The organism is Mycobacterium sp. (genome assembly GCF_032159775.1).
GTDB lineage: Bacteria > Actinomycetota > Actinomycetes > Mycobacteriales > Mycobacteriaceae > Mycobacterium.
This window is the reverse complement of record NZ_JAVHWK010000126.1, coordinates 1-14,765: the sequence shown is the minus strand read 5'-3', so window position 1 is coordinate 14,765 and position 14,765 is coordinate 1. Positions and strand designations below refer to the sequence as shown.

Genomic DNA, 14,765 nt, shown 5'->3' with positions numbered 1-14,765 from the left:
ATCGGTGTCCGAGGGGGGACTTGAACCCCCACGCCCGTTAATAGGGCACTAGCACCTCAAGCTAGCGCGTCTGCCATTCCGCCACTCGGACCTGGCCCCCAGACCAGCCGGGAGCAGCTAAGGCTATCGGATCGAGCTGCCCAGCCTCAAACCCGACAGCGGTGCAGGTGGTAGACAAGGTGACTGTGAGCCAACCTCTCAACGCCGTCGACGAGGTGGTCGACCTCGTCCGCGCGCTGATCCGGTTCGACACCTCCAACACCGGGGAGCTCGCCACCACAAAGGGCGAGGCCGAATGCGCCCGGTGGGTCGCCGAGCAACTGGAAGAGGTCGGCTACGAAACCGAGTACATCGAGGCGGGAGCTCCCGGTCGGGGCAATGTATTCACCCGGCTGAAGGGCGCCGACAGCTCGCGTGGCGCCCTGATGCTGCACGGCCACCTCGACGTGGTGCCCGCCGAGGCGTCGGACTGGAGCGTGCACCCGTTCTCCGGTGCGCTGGAAGACGGATACGTGTGGGGTCGCGGTGCGGTCGACATGAAGGACATGGTCGGCATGCTGATCGCGGTCGCCCGCGCCTTCAAGCGTTCCGGCACCGTGCCGCCGCGCGACCTGGTGTTCGCGTTCGTGTCCGACGAGGAGGCGGGCGGAAACTACGGCTGCAAATGGCTCGTCGAGAACCGGCCCGACCTGTTCGAGGGCGTGACCGAGGCGGTCGGCGAGGTCGGCGGGTTCTCGCTGACGATCCCTCGGCGCGAGGGCGGAGAGCGCAGGCTCTATCTGATCGAAACGGCCGAGAAGGCCATGATGTGGATGCGGTTGAGCGCTCGCGGGCGGGCCGGCCACGGCTCAATGATCCACGACAACAACGCCGTCACCGCCGTCGCCGAGGCGACAGCGAAGCTGGGGCGCCATCAGTTCCCGGTGTTTCTGACCGACTCCGTCGAGCAGTTCCTGACGGCCGTCGCGGAGGAGACGGGTTACACCTTCGATGTGGAGTCGCCCGATCTCGAGGGCGCGATCGCCAAGCTGGGTCCGATCGCCAGGATCGTCGGCGCGACACTGCGCGACACGGCCAACCCCACGATGCTGAAGGCCGGCTACAAAGCCAACGTGATCCCTGCCACGGCGGAGGCCGTGATCGACTGCCGCGTCCTGCCCGGCCGGCTGGAGGCCTTCCTGCGGGAGGTCGACGAGATCATCGGCCCCGACGTGACCCGCGAATGGATCACCGAACTGCCGCCGTATGAGACCAGCTTCGACGGCGAACTGATCGACGCGATGAACAACGCGCTGCTGGCCGCCGATCCCGACGCCCGCACGGTGCCGTACATGCTGTCGGGGGGCACCGACGCAAAACACTTCGCCACGCTGGGAATTCGCTGCTTCGGTTTCGCGCCGCTGAAGCTGCCGCCCGACCTGGATTTCGCCGCGCTGTTCCACGGTGTCGATGAGCGGGTACCCGTCGATGCACTGACGTTCGGTGCGCAGGTTCTCGAGCAGTTCCTGCTGCACTGCTGATCACCGAATCGAAAGGACGACCGATGGCATTTCCGTACAACACCTACGACCACCTGCCGGAGCTTCCCTCGTTCACGCTGACGTCCGAGTCGTTCACCGATGGCGAAGCATGGTCTAACGACCAGGTCAGCGGCATCATGGGCGCCGGCGGTGAGGATGTCTCTCCGCAGCTGAGCTGGTCGGGGTTCCCCGAGGAGACCCAGAGCTTCGCCGTGACCGTGTACGACCCCGACGCGCCGACGGGATCGGGCTTCTGGCACTGGGCCGTCGCCAACCTGCCCGCGTCGGTCACCGGCCTGCCTGCAGGCGCGGGCGATGGCAGTGAATTGCCCGGTGGTGCAGTAACTTTGACCAACGACGCCGGCCAGAGGCGCTTCATCGGCGCCGCGCCGCCGCCGGGACACGGAGTGCACCGCTACTACGTCGTGGTACATGCCGTCGGCACCGAGAAGCTTGATCTGCCCGATGGGGCGACCCCGGCCTTTCTGGGTTTCAACCTGTTCCAGCAGGCGATCGCCAGGGCGATCATCCACGGCACCTATGAGCAGAACTAGCTAGTGCACCGCTGAGCCGACGGCCTCTGCCAGCGACGCGAACCCGCCGTCGTGTAAGCGGCGGGCGACGCCGTCGTGAATGTGCTTGGCCCACAAGCCCCCGCCGTAGATGAAGCCGGTGTAGCCCTGCAACAGCGACGCTCCAGAGGTGATGCGGTCCCAGGCGTCATCGGCGGTCTCGATACCGCCGACACTGATCAATACCAGCCGGTCGCCCACCCGCCGGTAGAGCCGCCGCAGAATCTCCGCAGACCGCCGTGCGACCGGTGGCCCGGAGATTCCACCGGCACCGAGCTCGTCGACCCCGGGGGTGGCAAGACCGGCACGCGAAACAGTCGTGTTGGTGGCGACGATCCCTGCCAGCCCCAATTCGACTGCGAGATCAGCGATCTCGTCGACATCAGAGTCGGAAAGATCCGGCGCGATCTTGACGAGGACCGGTGTGCTTGTCTCTTCTCGCACCGCGGCCAGAATCGGCCGCAGCGCCTCGACGGCCTGCAGGCCACGCAGACCGGGCGTATTGGGTGAGCTCACGTTGACCACCAGATAGGCCGCCAGCGGGCCGACAAGCCGAGCACTCTGCCGGTAGTCGTCGACGGCACGCTCGGCGGGAACGGCCTTGGTCTTGCCGATGTTGACCCCGATCGGCACATCCGGCGTGTGCCGCGCCAGCCGTAGTGCGAGCTCGGCGGCGCCGCTGTTGTTGAAACCCAGCCGGTTGAGCAGCGCCCGGTCCTGCGGCAGCCGGAACATCCGGGGTGGGGGATTGCCAGGCTGGGCCTGCGCGGTGACGGTGCCGACCTCGGCGTACCCGAACCCCAGCGCGCCCCAGGCGGTCAACCCGACGCCGTTCTTGTCGAAGCCTGCCGCCAGCCCCATCGGCCCGGGAAATCGAACGCCCAACACGGTGCTCTCCAGCACGGGATCGCGCGGCGCCAACCGTTTCGCCATGGCGCGACGGGCCGGTGTCGGGGCCGTGCCGGTGCGCAGCGCGGTGAAAACCCAGGAGTGAATACGCTCCGCGGGGATCAAAAAGAACGCCCGCCGGACGGCGCCATACATCATCTACATCGCCGGCTGGTCGGCGACGTCCAGGCTGTTGGCGGCGGACTTCTTGCGACGCAACAACACTCGGCGACTGCCGTCGGTGTACAGCCGGACGCGGGTCAGCTCCCAGCCGCGGTACTCCGCTTCGATCGACAATCTCGTGGAGGCGCTGATGCGGGTCAAGTCGGGCGGCAGCCGCAGAGGCACCCACTCGTACTCGTCAGACAGATCGGCATCCCAGCCCGGTGGCATCAGGCCGCGCTGAACCGCCGTCACGGCACGCCTCCGGCGTTGGCGATCACCTGAACCCCGGCTCCGGTACCCGACACCACATACAGGGTGCCAGACGCCTCGTCGAAGGCCAGGGAGTTCGGCTGCTGCACGGTTGAATAACGCACCTTCTCGACAGGTATTCCGGTGGCCAGATCGTAACCAATGACCATATTCGTCGATGTCTGTGACACCCAGGTCAGCCGCGCCGACCCGACGAGGCCGTACGGTGCGTCCCGAACCGGGTAGCGCTGACGCAGCATCAGTGGGTCGGCGCCGAATACCAGAAGGGCGTTTCCGCGGGTGTCGGCGACCAACACCCGGCCCGCCGGGTCGACGGCCAGTGTGGTGGCCCCTTCACCGGCGCGCAGCGCGTGCTCGGCCTTGCTCCCACTGGCGTCTACAGTCGTTACCGAGGTCTGGCCCCGATCGAGTACCACGGCCGTATTGCCCTGTGTGACAACAGCATCGACGCGAGCAAAGATTTTCAGCTCGGCACCGACGGTGGTGTCGGAGGTCAACGTGTAGACCGCCCCGTCCGCGCTGCCGAGAACCAGCCTGCCGTCGGCACGCCGGGCGATCGCGGTGAACTCGGTGCCCTCGTGGCCGTCGACGGGCACCCGGTTGACCCGGCCCGCAGCGATATCGACCACGAAGTACCCACCGTGCGTCGACGCGTAGACGTGCCCACGGTCGTCGCCGGTCATCGCGGTCGCCGCCGCGGGAAGGGGCACGTCGCGGCCGAGCCCTTTCGCCGGCAGCACGGTGACCACGGCGCGATCGGTCTCGTCGGGCCCCAGCGCCACCAACGACCCCGTCGTGGCGTCGAACAGCACGGACTTCGGATGACCCGCGATCGGGCGCACAACGCCCGCGGGCGGCTTGTTCAGCGGCGGCGAGACCGCGGCCTCCGCGGGTGCGATTGTCGGCGGCGGTGCGTCGGCGGCTTTCGATGTGCACGACGTCACAGCACACCCGATCACCACGAGCACACCACAACATGCCGCTTGACCTGCATGTTTGATACGGGTTAGCAACGGGTAGCTTTCCGGCGTGCGAAGTGGACGGCGATCGAACAGCAAGTGTAGGCATGCCACCCTGCGGAGTAGGCTTCAGTCATGAGCCTCGCGCCGAGCCGTGATTCGGCCGACAAAGGGTTCGCCCTCGAAGAAATTTCCACTGGGCTGTACGCCAGCGGCTTCGGCCAGTTGGGCGACGGCCGCAGTTTCTCCTTCCACGTCGAGCATCATCAGCTGATCGTCGAGATCTACCGACCCCGGCTCGCGGGACCGGTTCCGCAGGCCGAGGACGTGGTGGCCACCGCAACGCGCAAGGCAGGCGACATCGACCTTTTCGACGAACGCAGCCTCGTCGCGGCGGTGCGGGACGCGGTGGCCGACGCACAACCGGTGCCGCGCACAGCGCGCTGACGAATCCTCACGGTACGGTCGTCGTCGTGATCGAGGCGCCGGCGATGTCGTGGCTGCAAGTTGTCGTCCTTTCGGTCCTGCAGGGGCTGACCGAGTTCCTGCCGGTGTCGTCGTCGGGGCATCTGGCGATCGCATCGAGGGTGTTCTTCGCCGATGACGCGGGCGCATCGTTCACTGCGGTAACGCAACTGGGCACCGAATTCGCGGTGCTGGTGTATTTCGCCCGCGACATCGTCCGCATCGTCAAGGCCTGGTGCAGCGGCCTTTTCAACACCGCCGCCCGCAACGCCGACTACCGCCTCGGCTGGTACGTCATCATCGGCACCATCCCGATCGGCTTGTTGGGCTTGCTCTTCAAGGACGAAATCCGCACGGGCGCAAGGAATCTCTGGCTGATCGCGTCCGCACTCGTGGTCTTCTCGGCGGTGATCGCGGCCGCCGAGCACTTCGGTCGGCAGACCCGCGACGTCGAGCAGCTCACCTGGCGTGACAGCGTGACCGTCGGCCTCGCCCAGTGCCTTGCGCTGGTGCCGGGCGTGTCTCGGTCCGGCGCGACGATCAGCGCAGGCCTTTTCCTCGGGCAGACACGCGAGCTGGCCGCCCGGTTCGGCTTCCTTCTTGCCATCCCCGCGGTGTTCGCCTCGGGGTTGTTCTCGCTGCCCGACGCGTTTCATCCCGTGGGTGACGGGATGAGCGCCAGTGGCCCGCAACTGCTGGTGGCCACCGTCATCGCATTCGTCGTCGGCTTCGCGGCGGTGTCCTGGTTCCTGAGGTTCCTGGTGCGGCACAGCATGTACTGGTTCGTCGGCTATCGCGTCGTTCTCGGCACGGTGGTGCTGATCCTGCTCGGCACGGGAGTGGTGTCCGCGACATGACAGTCATCCTGCTGCGGCACGGCCGCTCGACCTCGAACACCGCGCAGACGCTCGCAGGGCGCAGCGACGGCGTCGACCTGGACGACAAGGGTCGGGAGCAGGCAGCGGCGCTAGTGGGCCGGATCGGGTCGCTACCGATCCGCGCCGTCGTACGTTCGCCACTGCTGCGGTGCCAGAGCACCGTCGAACCGCTTGCCGCCGCCCTCGGCCTCGAGCCCATCGTGGAAGAACGCCTGTCCGAGGTGGACTACGGCGAGTGGACCGGCCGCAAAATCGGCGACCTGGTCAAAGAGCCGCTGTGGGCGGTGGTGCAGCAGCAGCCGAGCGCCGCGGTTTTCCCCGGCGGCGAAGGCCTGGCACACGTGCAGGCCCGCGCGGTGGAGGCGGTCCGGGAGCACGACCGTCGGCTCGCCGAAGAACACGGCGGCGATGCGCTGTGGGTCGCGTGCACGCACGGCGACGTGATCAAGGCGATCGTGGCCGACGCCCTCGGCACCCACCTCGACAGTTTCCAGCGGATCACCGCCGACACCGCGTCGATGAGTGTGATCCGGTACACAACGCTGCGTCCCTTCGTGGTTCACGTGAACCACACCGGCGACCAACTGGCTTCGGGTTTGACCGCCAAACCGCCCGAAACCTCCGAAGGCGAGGCGAAGGACGTGGGGCCGAGCGACGCGGTGGTCGGCGGCTCGACCGACTGAGCGCGGTATTTTGGAGGGGCCATGGCCCGCGCAATCCACGTCTTCCGCACACCCGACCGTTTCGTGGCCGGGACCGTCGGGCAGCCCGGCAACCGAACCTTCTACCTGCAAGCGGTGCATGACAAGCGGGTCGTCTCGGTGATCTTGGAAAAGCAGCAGGTCGCGGTGCTGGCTGAGCGGATCGCGGCGCTCCTGCTCGAGATCAATCGGCGGTTCGGCACCCCGGTCCCTCCCGAGACCGATGTGGAGGACCTCAGCCCGCTGGTCACACCCGTCGACGCCGAATTCCGGGTCGGCACGATGGGCCTCGGCTGGGATTCAGAGGCGGAGACGGTGGTGGTGGAGCTGCTTGCGGTCTCCGAAACCGAGTTCGACGCCTCGGTCGTGCTCGACGACGCCGAGGACGGGCCCGACGCCGTGCGCGTGTTCCTCACCCCCGAGTCCGCCCGTCAGTTCGCGACGCGGTCCAACCGGGTCATCTCGGCCGGCCGGCCGCCCTGTCCGCTCTGCGACGAGCCCCTCGACCCGGAGGGCCACATCTGCGTGCGCACCAACGGCTATCGGCGGAGCCTGCTCGAGCCCGACGATGAACCCGACGCCTAGCGAAGGCGAGGCGTTGCGTCGCGGCGAACTGACCGTCATCGGACGAATCCGATCCGCAAGCAACGCCACCTTTCTCTGCGAGGCGCACCTCGACGACCTGACGGTGCACTGCGTGTACAAGCCGGTCGCCGGTGAGGCCCCACTGTGGGACTTTCCCGAAGGCACGCTGGCCGGCCGTGAGCTCGGCGCATACCTGGTATCTGCTGCAACGGGCTGGGATGTCGTGCCCTACACCATCATTCGCGACGGGCCTGCGGGCGAGGGAATGTTGCAACTGTGGGTGGACCAACCCGGCGACGAGGTCGGCCAGAGCCCGGTTGCAGGGCCCGACCTGGTGGATCTGCTTCCAGCGGGCAAGCTTCCGCCGGGATTTCTGCCGGTGCTTCGCGCCTACGACTACGCGGGCGACGAGGTGATACTGGTGCACGCCGACGACGTACGGTTGCGCCGGATGGCCGTGTTCGACGTGTTGATCAACAACGCCGACCGCAAGGGCGGGCACATTCTGTCCGCTGTCGACGGACAGGTGTACGGCGTCGATCACGGTGTGAGCCTGCATGTCGAGGACAAGCTGCGCACCGTGCTGTGGGGATGGGCGGGCAAGCCTGTCGACGACGAGACGCTGGAGACGGTTGGCCGACTGCGCGACGAATTGCGCGGAACGCTCGGCGAGCAGTTGCGCGAGCACATCACCGGTCGCGAGGTCGACGCGTTGCGTCGCAGAGCGGTTGGCCTGCTGAACAATCCGGTGATGCCGTCGCCGGACCGGCATCGCCCGATCCCGTGGCCGGCGTTCTGATCTACAGGTGCGTGGATGCGTTGTGCCGGTACTGCATCGCGCGGTAAGGCCAGTTGGAGTCGTCGGTGGTATTCCAGTGGCTGACAACCAGATGTAGGTTGCGCAGTGTCGAGCCCGGCACGATGTAGCCGCCGTACAGCTGGCTGAGCCCGCCGGTGGCGCACCCGTCGGGGGGACTGCACCGCGGCGACGGCCACGACGTGTTTCGCAGCACCGTCGTGGTGGGAGCGGCAAGGAAGTCTTCGGTCGGATGGTTGAGCACCTTGACCCGGATAGTGCCTGAGCTCGACTCGAAATAGCTGAACACCCAACGGTTCTCGACGCGGCGAAGGCTCATCTCCCCGACCGTGGTGCCTTCGGGCAGCAACGGCTTCGGGTCGTTGTTGAACCAACCGCCTGTCCACGGATGCCACGCGGAGCGGTCCAGCAGATCATCGGCGCGCACCCGGTAGAGGTAGGCATTCTCGCGGCGGTTGAAGGCGCTCGCGATCACATAGACCGAGCCGGAATCAGGGTCGTGCTCCCAGGTGATCAGCTGCTGACGACCGTCGATGTGGGACCCGAGCCGTCGGGCGTCCGGCCCTGCGTCATGCCAGGTTTCGCCGCAGTCGTCGCTGTAGTTGATCTCGGTCCACAACACGTTGTGCAGTCCGCGGTTGACCATGGCGAACAGGTAGAGCCTGCCGCCGATCGTGATGGCGTCGGCGGGCAGCACCGTCGAGTACCCGCTGCCTTTCCAGGGGGGACCGTCGTGCTCGTAGTCCCACAGCTGGCGGGCGTAGTCCCCGCCGACCGCATCGTCGAAGGTGATTCCGTCGTTCAGGCTGCGCAGCGACGTGTCGCCGGAGCGCAGCATCACCGGGCTACGCCAGCCGGGACCGCCCGCGCGGCACTCGTCGAACGTGTCGCCGAAGATGAACCCGACGCGGCCGTCGGCGAGAGCGACCGCGATGCCCAGATCGGTGCCCCCGACGCCGAACTTCTCCGCGGAACTGCCGGGGCCGGTGAGGTCGGCGATCTTGACCGTCGGCGGCGCGACCTGCGCGGTCGCCAAGCCCCGATCGGTCACCACCTCATTATTCGGCAATACTGCTCCTGTGACCCTCACCGACGCAGCGCTGGCCGCAGACCTGGCCCGCGCCGCCGGTGAACTGCTACTGCAGGTGTGGCAGGAGGAGGGTTTCTGGGATCCGTATGACCTCGGCGACGCCGGGGACAAGCGGGCGAACACGCTGATCCTCGACGGCCTGGCGCGCGAGCGGCCCGCCGACGCGGTGCTGTCGGAAGAGGCCGTCGACGACCTGTCCCGGGTCGATGCCGACCGGGTGTGGATCGTCGACCCGCTCGACGGGACCTGGGAGTTCTCCACCCGGCGCAACGACTGGGCCGTGCACATCGCGCTCTGGCAGCGAGGCGGCGGAGCCGGGCTGCCGGCGACATCGGGCCACGGACCGGGCGGCGGAATCACCGATGCCGCGGTGGCGCTGCCTGCGTTCGGCGAGGTCTACCGCACCGACACCGTCACCCCGCCCGCGCCCCGCAGCCAAGGACCGATCAGGATCACCGCCAGCGCGAGCCGCCCGCCGGCGGTGCTGTGGCGGTTGGCCGACCAGATGGACGTGGAGCTGGTCCGAATCGGGTCGGCGGGCGCCAAGGCGATGGCCGTGGTGAGCGGCGAGGTCGACGCCTATGTGCACGCGGGAGGCCAGTGGGAGTGGGATTCCGCCGCGCCCGCGGGCGTGGTTCGGGCGGCCGGTCTGCACGCGTCGAGGTTGGACGGCTCGCCCCTGATGTACAACCGGCGCGATCCGTATCTCCCCGACCTGTTGATGTGCCGTCAAGAGTTCGCCGAGGTGCTGCTGACCGGGATCCGGTCGGTCGTCCGAGGCGGTCCGCGGCGAACCCCCTAGAGTCGAAGTCATGCAGTCGTGGCAGGCACCAAGCGTCCCGGCCCTGCCCGGCCGTGGTCCCGCGCTGCGGCTGTTCGACACCGCCGACCGGCAGGTGCGGCCGGTGTCGGCGGGCCAGGACGCCAGCATGTACGTGTGCGGCATCACCCCGTATGACGCCACCCACCTCGGCCACGCCGCCACCTACCTGACGTTCGATCTCGTGCACCGGTTGTGGCTCGACTCCGGCCACCGGGTGAACTACGTGCAGAACATCACCGACGTCGACGACCCGCTGTTCGAGCGGGCCAATCGCGACGGCATCGACTGGCGGGAGCTCGCCGACCGGGAGACCGCGCTGTTCGCCGAGGACATGAGGGCGTTGCGGGTCCTTCCGCCGCATGCCTACGTCGCCGCGACGGAGGCCATCGGCGAAGTCGTCACGCTGGTCGAGAAAATGCTCGCCTCGGGTGCGGCCTACGTCGTCGACGACGCCGAACATCCCGACGTCTATTTCCGCGCCGACGCCACCGCGCAGTTCGGCTACGAGTCCGGATACGACCGCGACACCATGCTGCGGTTGTTCGGGGAGCGCGGTGGTGACCCCGACCGCGCGGGCAAGGGCGACGCCCTCGACGCGTTGTTGTGGCGCGCGGAGCGGCTGGGTGAACCGAGTTGGCCGTCGCCGTTCGGTCCCGGCAGGCCCGGCTGGCATGTGGAGTGCGCGGCGATCGCCCTCGACCGGATCGGCACCGGCTTGGACATTCAGGGCGGCGGCAGCGACCTGATCTTCCCGCACCACGAATTCTCCGCCGCCCATGCCGAATCTGTCACGGGGGAGCGGCGATTCGCCCGGCTGTACGTGCACGCGGGAATGATCGGCTGGGACGGGCACAAGATGAGCAAGAGCCGGGGCAATCTGGTCCTGGTCTCCCGGTTGCGCGCCGACGGAGTCGAACCGGCGGCGATTCGGCTCGGGCTGCTCGCCGGTCATTACCGCGCTGACCGGTCGTGGAGTGATTCGGTGCTGGCCGATGCGGCGCTCCGGCTGCAGCGCTGGCGAGACGCGACGACATTGGCGGTCGGGCCCGATGCAGCCGATGTGGTGGCCCGAGTGCGCGGGTATTTGGCCGACGACCTCGACACACCGAAAGCTCTTGCCGCGCTTGATGGTTGGGCTACTGATGCGCTCAACTACGGCGGGCACGACAGCGAGGCACCGCAAACGGTGGCGACCGCGATCGACGCATTGTTGGGCGTCGAGCTTTAACAGACCCACGAGAGGGAGTACGCATGAGTTCCGTGAACGGCAAGGTCGTCTTGATCACCGGGGGCGGTCGTGGTGTCGGCGCCGAAGTGGCGCGCCGCCTGCATGCCAACGGCGCCGAGTTGGTGCTCACCGATGTCGACGAGGCCGCACTGCGGGAGATCGGCACCGAGTTGCGTGAGGACCGGGTGCTGACCGCTGTCGCCGACGTCCGCGACCTCGCGGCCATGCAGGATGTGGCATCCCAAGCGGTGGACCGATTCGGCGGCATCGACGTCGTGATGGCCAATGCCGGGATCTCCACGTACGGTTCGATTCTCAAGGTCGACCCGGAAGCTTTTCGCACTCTGGTCGACGTCAACATTGTGGGCGTCTTCAACACGGTTCGCGCCGCACTGCCTTCGGTGATCGACCGGCGAGGCTATGTGCTGATCGTGTCGTCTGCGGCGGCATTCGCCGCGTCGCCGGGTTTGGCGCCGTATAACGCCGCGAAGGCGGGAGTCGAACAGTTCGCAAGCGCGTTGCGCCTCGAGGTCGCTCATCTCGGCGTCGATGTCGGGTCAGCGCACATGCTCTGGATCGACACGCCGCTGGTGCAGGACGCCAAGTCGGACCTGCCGAGTTTCCGCAAGATGCTCGACTCGCTGCCGGGCCCGCTCGGCAAGACCACCTCGGTCGAGGCCTGCGGGAGGGCGTTCGTCAAGGGCATCGAGAGGCGCAAACGCTACGTCTACTGTCCTGACTACGTTGCGGTCATGCGCTGGCTCAAACCGCTGCTGACCACCCGGCTCGGTGAGGCCACCACCCGGAAATCCGTTCCAGAACTGTTGCCGCAGATGGACGCCGAGGTCGAGGCACTCGGCCGGTCGATGAGTGCCCGCACCAAGGAAGTGGAGAAGTGATGATCCGCGTGCTCGCGGTGCTGGGTGCGCTCGTGCTTCTTGCCGGGTGCACCGCCAAGGAGGGCGAGGAGGCGACGACGTCCGCGCCGTCGCCTTCTTCATCTGCGGTCAGCCCTGATCAGGCGCGCGCGATCGCGAAGGAGGCCTACATCTGGGGCTTCCCGATGGTCGACAACTACCGGGTGCAGTACGCGTATTTCGTCAACAACCAGGATCCCGAGTACAAGGGCGGCTGGAACGAAATCCACAACACCGCACGGGTGTACACACCCGAGGACAAGGCGATCCAGACACCCAACTCGGACACACCGTATTCGGCTGTCGGCGCCGACCTGCGGACGGAGCCGCTGGTGTTGACGGTGCCGCCCATCGAACAGGACCGCTACTACTCGCTTCAGTTCGTCGACGGCTACACCTACAACTTCCATTACGTCGGCAGCCGCACCACCGGCAACGGCGGCGGCAAGTATCTGCTCGCCGGTCCGAACTGGAAGGGTGACAAGCCCGAGGGCGTCAACGAGGTCATACGCTCCGACACGGACCTGGCGTTCGTGCTGTACCGCACGCAGTTGCTCGGTCCTTCCGACATCGACAAGGTGAAGGAAGTGCAGGCCGGCTACCAGGTCACGCCGCTGTCGGCCTTTCTCAACCAGCCGCCGCCAGCGCCCGCGCCGGCGATCGACTTCGTTCCGCCGCTGACGCCCGACCAGCAGAAGACTTCACCCCAGTTCTTCGAAATCCTCGGCTTCGCAATGCGTTTCGCCCCGGTACTGCCCGACGAAAAGAAGATGCGCGAACGCTTCTCGTCCATCGGCATCGGTCCCGACGGAGATTTCGACGCAGACAGGCTCAGCCCCGAGATGCGCAAGGCCGTCGAGGACGGCATGGCCGACGCGTGGGCGGAGTTCGACACCTTCAAGAAGGAGAAGGTCGACACCGACCAGGTCAGCTCAGCGTACTTCTTCGGGACGGCGGGAGATCTGAAGGGCAACTACCTGTACCGGATGGCGGGCTCGGTGCTCGGCATCTACGGCAACACCGCCGCCGAAGCGATCTACCCCGCGTCGTTCAACGACTCCACGGGCGCCCCGCTCACCGGCGCGAACAATTATGTGTACCGGTTCGCCAAGGATCAGCTTCCGCCGGTGAACGCGTTCTGGTCGCTGACGATGTACGAGCTGCCGCAGAGCCTGCTCGTGGCGAACCCGATCAACCGCTACCTGATCAACTCGCCGATGCTGACCAGCCTGGTGCCCGACAAGGACGGCGGTTACACCTTCTACCTGCAAAGCGAGTCGCCGGGCGCGGACAAGGAGTCCAACTGGCTGCCCGCGCCGAAGGGACCGTTCGTGGTCGTGCTGCGGCTGTATTGGCCCAAACCCGACGCGCTCAACGGCACCTGGACGGCCCCGAAGCCCGAGAAGGCCTAGCTCTAGCCTCTGCCGTGCCTGTTCTTCCGCTATCCGCGGCCGTGCCTGTTCTTCCGCTACCCGCGGCCGTGCCTGTACTTCCGCTACCCGCGGAAGCCCGGGCCGCGGCGGCGTAGATAGCGCTCGAACTCGGCGGCCAGCGCGTCGCCGTCGATCTTGCCGAGCACCTCTGTCATATCCACCTCGGCGTCGCCGCGCTGCTCGAGGGACGCGACGTACTCGGCGATCTCCTCGTCATCGGCGGTCATCTCGCTGACCGCCTCCTCCCACTCCTCGGCCTGGGTAGGGAGATCGGCCAGCGGCACCTCGATGTCGAGGACGTCCTCGACGCGGCGCAGCAGCGCGACGGTCGCCTTCGGGTTGGGTGGCTGGGAGACGTAATGCGGTACCGCGGCCCAGAACGTCACCGCGGGAATGCCCGCCGCGACGCAGGCGTCCTGGAACACGCCCGCGATCCCCGTTGGGCCCTCGTAGCGGGTCTCCTCCAGCCCGAAGAACTTCGCCGAGTCGGGGGAGTACGCGGCGCCCGACACCGGTACCGGTCGGGTGTGCGGCGTGTCCGCCAGCAGCGCGCCGAGGATGACGACGGTGTCGACGTTGAGCTTGTCGGTGATGGCCAGCAGTTCGGCGCAAAATGTGCGCCATCTCATATTCGGCTCGACGCCGTGCATCAACACGATGTCCCGCTCCGAGCCTGGCGGACGGCAATGCGAGATGTGCATCGACGGCCACACCAGCTCACGGGTCACGCCGTCGATCTGCCGAATCACCGGCCGGTTCACCTGGTAGTCGTAATACGCCTCATCGTCGATCTCGATGATCGGCTCGGCCTCCCAGATGGCGTCGAGGTGCTCCAGCGCGTCGCTGGCCGCGTCGCCGGCGTCGTTCCAGCCCTCGAACGCCGCCACCACTATGGTGTTGCGGAGTTCGGGCAGGTCGGCGGGCTTGCGGCCGGTCGCATCCGACGGGGTCACTACGCCAGCGTAAGGCTTGAACGGGCTTGGCGAGCCTTACTGGACACGAGCCTGATTTGGTAGACCGATTACCCTGTTTATGTGACATGCGCGATCGGCCATCCGTGCGACGCGAGCCTCGACGACGTCAACAACCTCGAGGGCGCGGTCGATACGAAATACGTTCGCCTGCAATCTGGTTAACCTCTGGGGCACGACATTGCGGCTGACACTGCCGATAAGGTTCGCGAGCTGTCGCTCGAGTGCAATGAACTGGGCGTCCAGACGTCGATCGGGTGACGACGTAGACTTTCCTTGTCGAGAGGCGTTGCAACGGTTCCGGGTCGCTAGCGGTAGCCGCCACGCTCGACGGAGTAAAGGACGCCTTCCGTTATGGAAGGAACGCACGTGAACGCCCTTGAGCCGAAGATCGGGGAGCCGAACATCCGCCCCGACTGCACCGATGAACTGACGGCTGCTCTGCGCCAGCGGATCATGGTGATCGACGGCGCGATGGGCACG

16 protein-coding genes and 1 tRNA gene are annotated in these 14,765 nt (G+C 67.1%); 11 read left to right on the top strand and 6 right to left on the bottom strand.

Features of this window, described 5'->3' with window-relative positions; all coding sequences use genetic code 11:
* Positions 1-5: 5 nt before the first annotated feature.
* Positions 6-91 (bottom strand) — tRNA-Leu (locus QOJ24_RS15940).
* An 88-nt stretch (positions 92-179) separates the two neighbouring features.
* Here QOJ24_RS15940 and QOJ24_RS15935 point away from each other — a divergent pair.
* Both QOJ24_RS15935 and QOJ24_RS15930 read left to right on the top strand, forming a co-directional pair.
* Positions 180-1,520, top strand: coding sequence for a M20/M25/M40 family metallo-hydrolase (locus QOJ24_RS15935; protein WP_526262840.1), 1,341 nt, complete (start codon positions 180-182; stop codon positions 1,518-1,520).
* Positions 1,521-1,543: 23 nt separating this feature from the next.
* Entirely contained in the window at positions 1,544-2,074 is a 531-nt protein-coding gene (locus QOJ24_RS15930; RefSeq protein WP_526262838.1) for a YbhB/YbcL family Raf kinase inhibitor-like protein, read from the top strand.
* Here the strand turns inward: QOJ24_RS15930 and QOJ24_RS15925 are convergent, their stop codons facing one another.
* The 3 genes from QOJ24_RS15925 to QOJ24_RS15915 are packed head-to-tail and all read right to left on the bottom strand — an operon-like array spanning position 2,075 to position 4,428.
* On the bottom strand, positions 2,075-3,136 hold the full coding sequence (locus QOJ24_RS15925; RefSeq protein ID WP_526262847.1) for a quinone-dependent dihydroorotate dehydrogenase: 1,062 nt from the start codon (positions 3,134-3,136) through the stop codon (positions 2,075-2,077).
* A gap of 3 nt (positions 3,137-3,139) precedes the next feature.
* Positions 3,140-3,397, bottom strand: coding sequence for a DUF5703 family protein (locus tag QOJ24_RS15920; protein ID WP_526262836.1), 258 nt, complete (start codon positions 3,395-3,397; stop codon positions 3,140-3,142).
* The gene (locus QOJ24_RS15915; RefSeq protein ID WP_526262845.1) at positions 3,394-4,428 is read right to left on the bottom strand and encodes a YncE family protein; all 1,035 of its coding nucleotides are present in this window, start codon (positions 4,426-4,428) and stop codon (positions 3,394-3,396) included. Before QOJ24_RS15915 ends, QOJ24_RS15920 begins: the two co-directional genes overlap by 4 nt.
* Before the next feature lie 81 nt (positions 4,429-4,509).
* On the opposite strand from QOJ24_RS15915, the gene QOJ24_RS15910 reads away from it, so the two are divergent.
* Genes QOJ24_RS15910 through QOJ24_RS15890 form a run of 5 tightly spaced genes read left to right on the top strand, consistent with a single transcriptional unit; the run spans position 4,510 to position 7,802 of the window.
* Positions 4,510-4,821 carry a hypothetical protein gene (locus tag QOJ24_RS15910; protein ID WP_526262834.1) on the top strand — a complete coding sequence of 104 codons (312 nt, stop codon included), beginning with the start codon at positions 4,510-4,512 and terminating at the stop codon, positions 4,819-4,821.
* Positions 4,822-4,865: 44 nt separating this feature from the next.
* Positions 4,866-5,696 carry an undecaprenyl-diphosphate phosphatase gene (locus QOJ24_RS15905; RefSeq protein WP_526262843.1) on the top strand — a complete coding sequence of 277 codons (831 nt, stop codon included), beginning with the start codon at positions 4,866-4,868 and terminating at the stop codon, positions 5,694-5,696.
* Positions 5,693-6,400: a histidine phosphatase family protein gene (locus QOJ24_RS15900; protein ID WP_526262832.1), complete on the top strand. Its 708-nt coding sequence runs from the start codon at positions 5,693-5,695 to the stop codon at positions 6,398-6,400. The genes QOJ24_RS15905 and QOJ24_RS15900 overlap by 4 nt, the downstream gene beginning before the upstream one ends.
* Positions 6,401-6,421: 21 nt before the next feature.
* A complete protein-coding gene (locus tag QOJ24_RS15895) occupies positions 6,422-7,003 on the top strand; it encodes an Rv2134c family protein (RefSeq protein WP_526262830.1) in 582 nt (193 codons plus the stop codon).
* Entirely contained in the window at positions 6,987-7,802 is an 816-nt protein-coding gene (locus QOJ24_RS15890) for an Rv2133c family protein (RefSeq protein ID WP_526262829.1), read from the top strand. The genes QOJ24_RS15895 and QOJ24_RS15890 overlap by 17 nt, the downstream gene beginning before the upstream one ends.
* Before the next feature lies 1 nt (position 7,803).
* On the opposite strand, the gene QOJ24_RS15885 is transcribed toward QOJ24_RS15890, so the two are convergent.
* Complete coding sequence (locus QOJ24_RS15885; RefSeq protein ID WP_526262827.1) at positions 7,804-8,871, bottom strand: DUF4185 domain-containing protein; 1,068 nt, start codon at positions 8,869-8,871, stop codon at positions 7,804-7,806.
* A gap of 28 nt (positions 8,872-8,899) precedes the next feature.
* On the opposite strand from QOJ24_RS15885, the gene QOJ24_RS15880 reads away from it, so the two are divergent.
* Genes QOJ24_RS15880 through QOJ24_RS15865 form a run of 4 tightly spaced genes read left to right on the top strand, consistent with a single transcriptional unit; the run spans position 8,900 to position 13,290 of the window.
* The gene (locus QOJ24_RS15880) at positions 8,900-9,712 is read left to right on the top strand and encodes a 3'(2'),5'-bisphosphate nucleotidase CysQ (protein ID WP_526262825.1); all 813 of its coding nucleotides are present in this window, start codon (positions 8,900-8,902) and stop codon (positions 9,710-9,712) included.
* A gap of 10 nt (positions 9,713-9,722) precedes the next feature.
* The gene (gene mshC, locus QOJ24_RS15875; protein ID WP_526262823.1) at positions 9,723-10,961 is read left to right on the top strand and encodes a cysteine--1-D-myo-inosityl 2-amino-2-deoxy-alpha-D-glucopyranoside ligase; all 1,239 of its coding nucleotides are present in this window, start codon (positions 9,723-9,725) and stop codon (positions 10,959-10,961) included.
* A gap of 23 nt (positions 10,962-10,984) precedes the next feature.
* Positions 10,985-11,860 carry an SDR family NAD(P)-dependent oxidoreductase gene (locus tag QOJ24_RS15870; protein ID WP_526262821.1) on the top strand — a complete coding sequence of 292 codons (876 nt, stop codon included), beginning with the start codon at positions 10,985-10,987 and terminating at the stop codon, positions 11,858-11,860.
* The gene (locus QOJ24_RS15865; protein ID WP_526262841.1) at positions 11,860-13,290 is read left to right on the top strand and encodes a DUF1254 domain-containing protein; all 1,431 of its coding nucleotides are present in this window, start codon (positions 11,860-11,862) and stop codon (positions 13,288-13,290) included. The genes QOJ24_RS15870 and QOJ24_RS15865 overlap by 1 nt, the downstream gene beginning before the upstream one ends.
* Positions 13,291-13,373: 83 nt before the next feature.
* Here the strand turns inward: QOJ24_RS15865 and QOJ24_RS15860 are convergent, their stop codons facing one another.
* On the bottom strand, positions 13,374-14,264 hold the full coding sequence (locus QOJ24_RS15860; protein WP_526262819.1) for a PAC2 family protein: 891 nt from the start codon (positions 14,262-14,264) through the stop codon (positions 13,374-13,376).
* Positions 14,265-14,765: the final 501 nt, after the last annotated feature.

What these genes read in the sequence shown, in the direction of transcription:
- QOJ24_RS15930 (WP_526262838.1), top strand. Translation starts at nt 1,544, where the DNA reads ATGGCATTTCCGTACAACACCTACGACCACCTGCCGGAGCTTCCCTCG.
- QOJ24_RS15925 (WP_526262847.1), bottom strand. Translation starts at nt 3,136, where the DNA reads ATGTATGGCGCCGTCCGGCGGGCGTTCTTTTTGATCCCCGCGGAGCGT.
- QOJ24_RS15910 (WP_526262834.1), top strand. Translation starts at nt 4,510, where the DNA reads ATGAGCCTCGCGCCGAGCCGTGATTCGGCCGACAAAGGGTTCGCCCTC.
- QOJ24_RS15905 (WP_526262843.1), top strand. Translation starts at nt 4,866, where the DNA reads ATGTCGTGGCTGCAAGTTGTCGTCCTTTCGGTCCTGCAGGGGCTGACC.
- QOJ24_RS15900 (WP_526262832.1), top strand. Translation starts at nt 5,693, where the DNA reads ATGACAGTCATCCTGCTGCGGCACGGCCGCTCGACCTCGAACACCGCG.
- QOJ24_RS15895 (WP_526262830.1), top strand. Translation starts at nt 6,422, where the DNA reads ATGGCCCGCGCAATCCACGTCTTCCGCACACCCGACCGTTTCGTGGCC.
- QOJ24_RS15890 (WP_526262829.1), top strand. Translation starts at nt 6,987, where the DNA reads ATGAACCCGACGCCTAGCGAAGGCGAGGCGTTGCGTCGCGGCGAACTG.
- mshC (WP_526262823.1), top strand. Translation starts at nt 9,723, where the DNA reads ATGCAGTCGTGGCAGGCACCAAGCGTCCCGGCCCTGCCCGGCCGTGGT.
- QOJ24_RS15870 (WP_526262821.1), top strand. Translation starts at nt 10,985, where the DNA reads ATGAGTTCCGTGAACGGCAAGGTCGTCTTGATCACCGGGGGCGGTCGT.
- QOJ24_RS15865 (WP_526262841.1), top strand. Translation starts at nt 11,860, where the DNA reads ATGATCCGCGTGCTCGCGGTGCTGGGTGCGCTCGTGCTTCTTGCCGGG.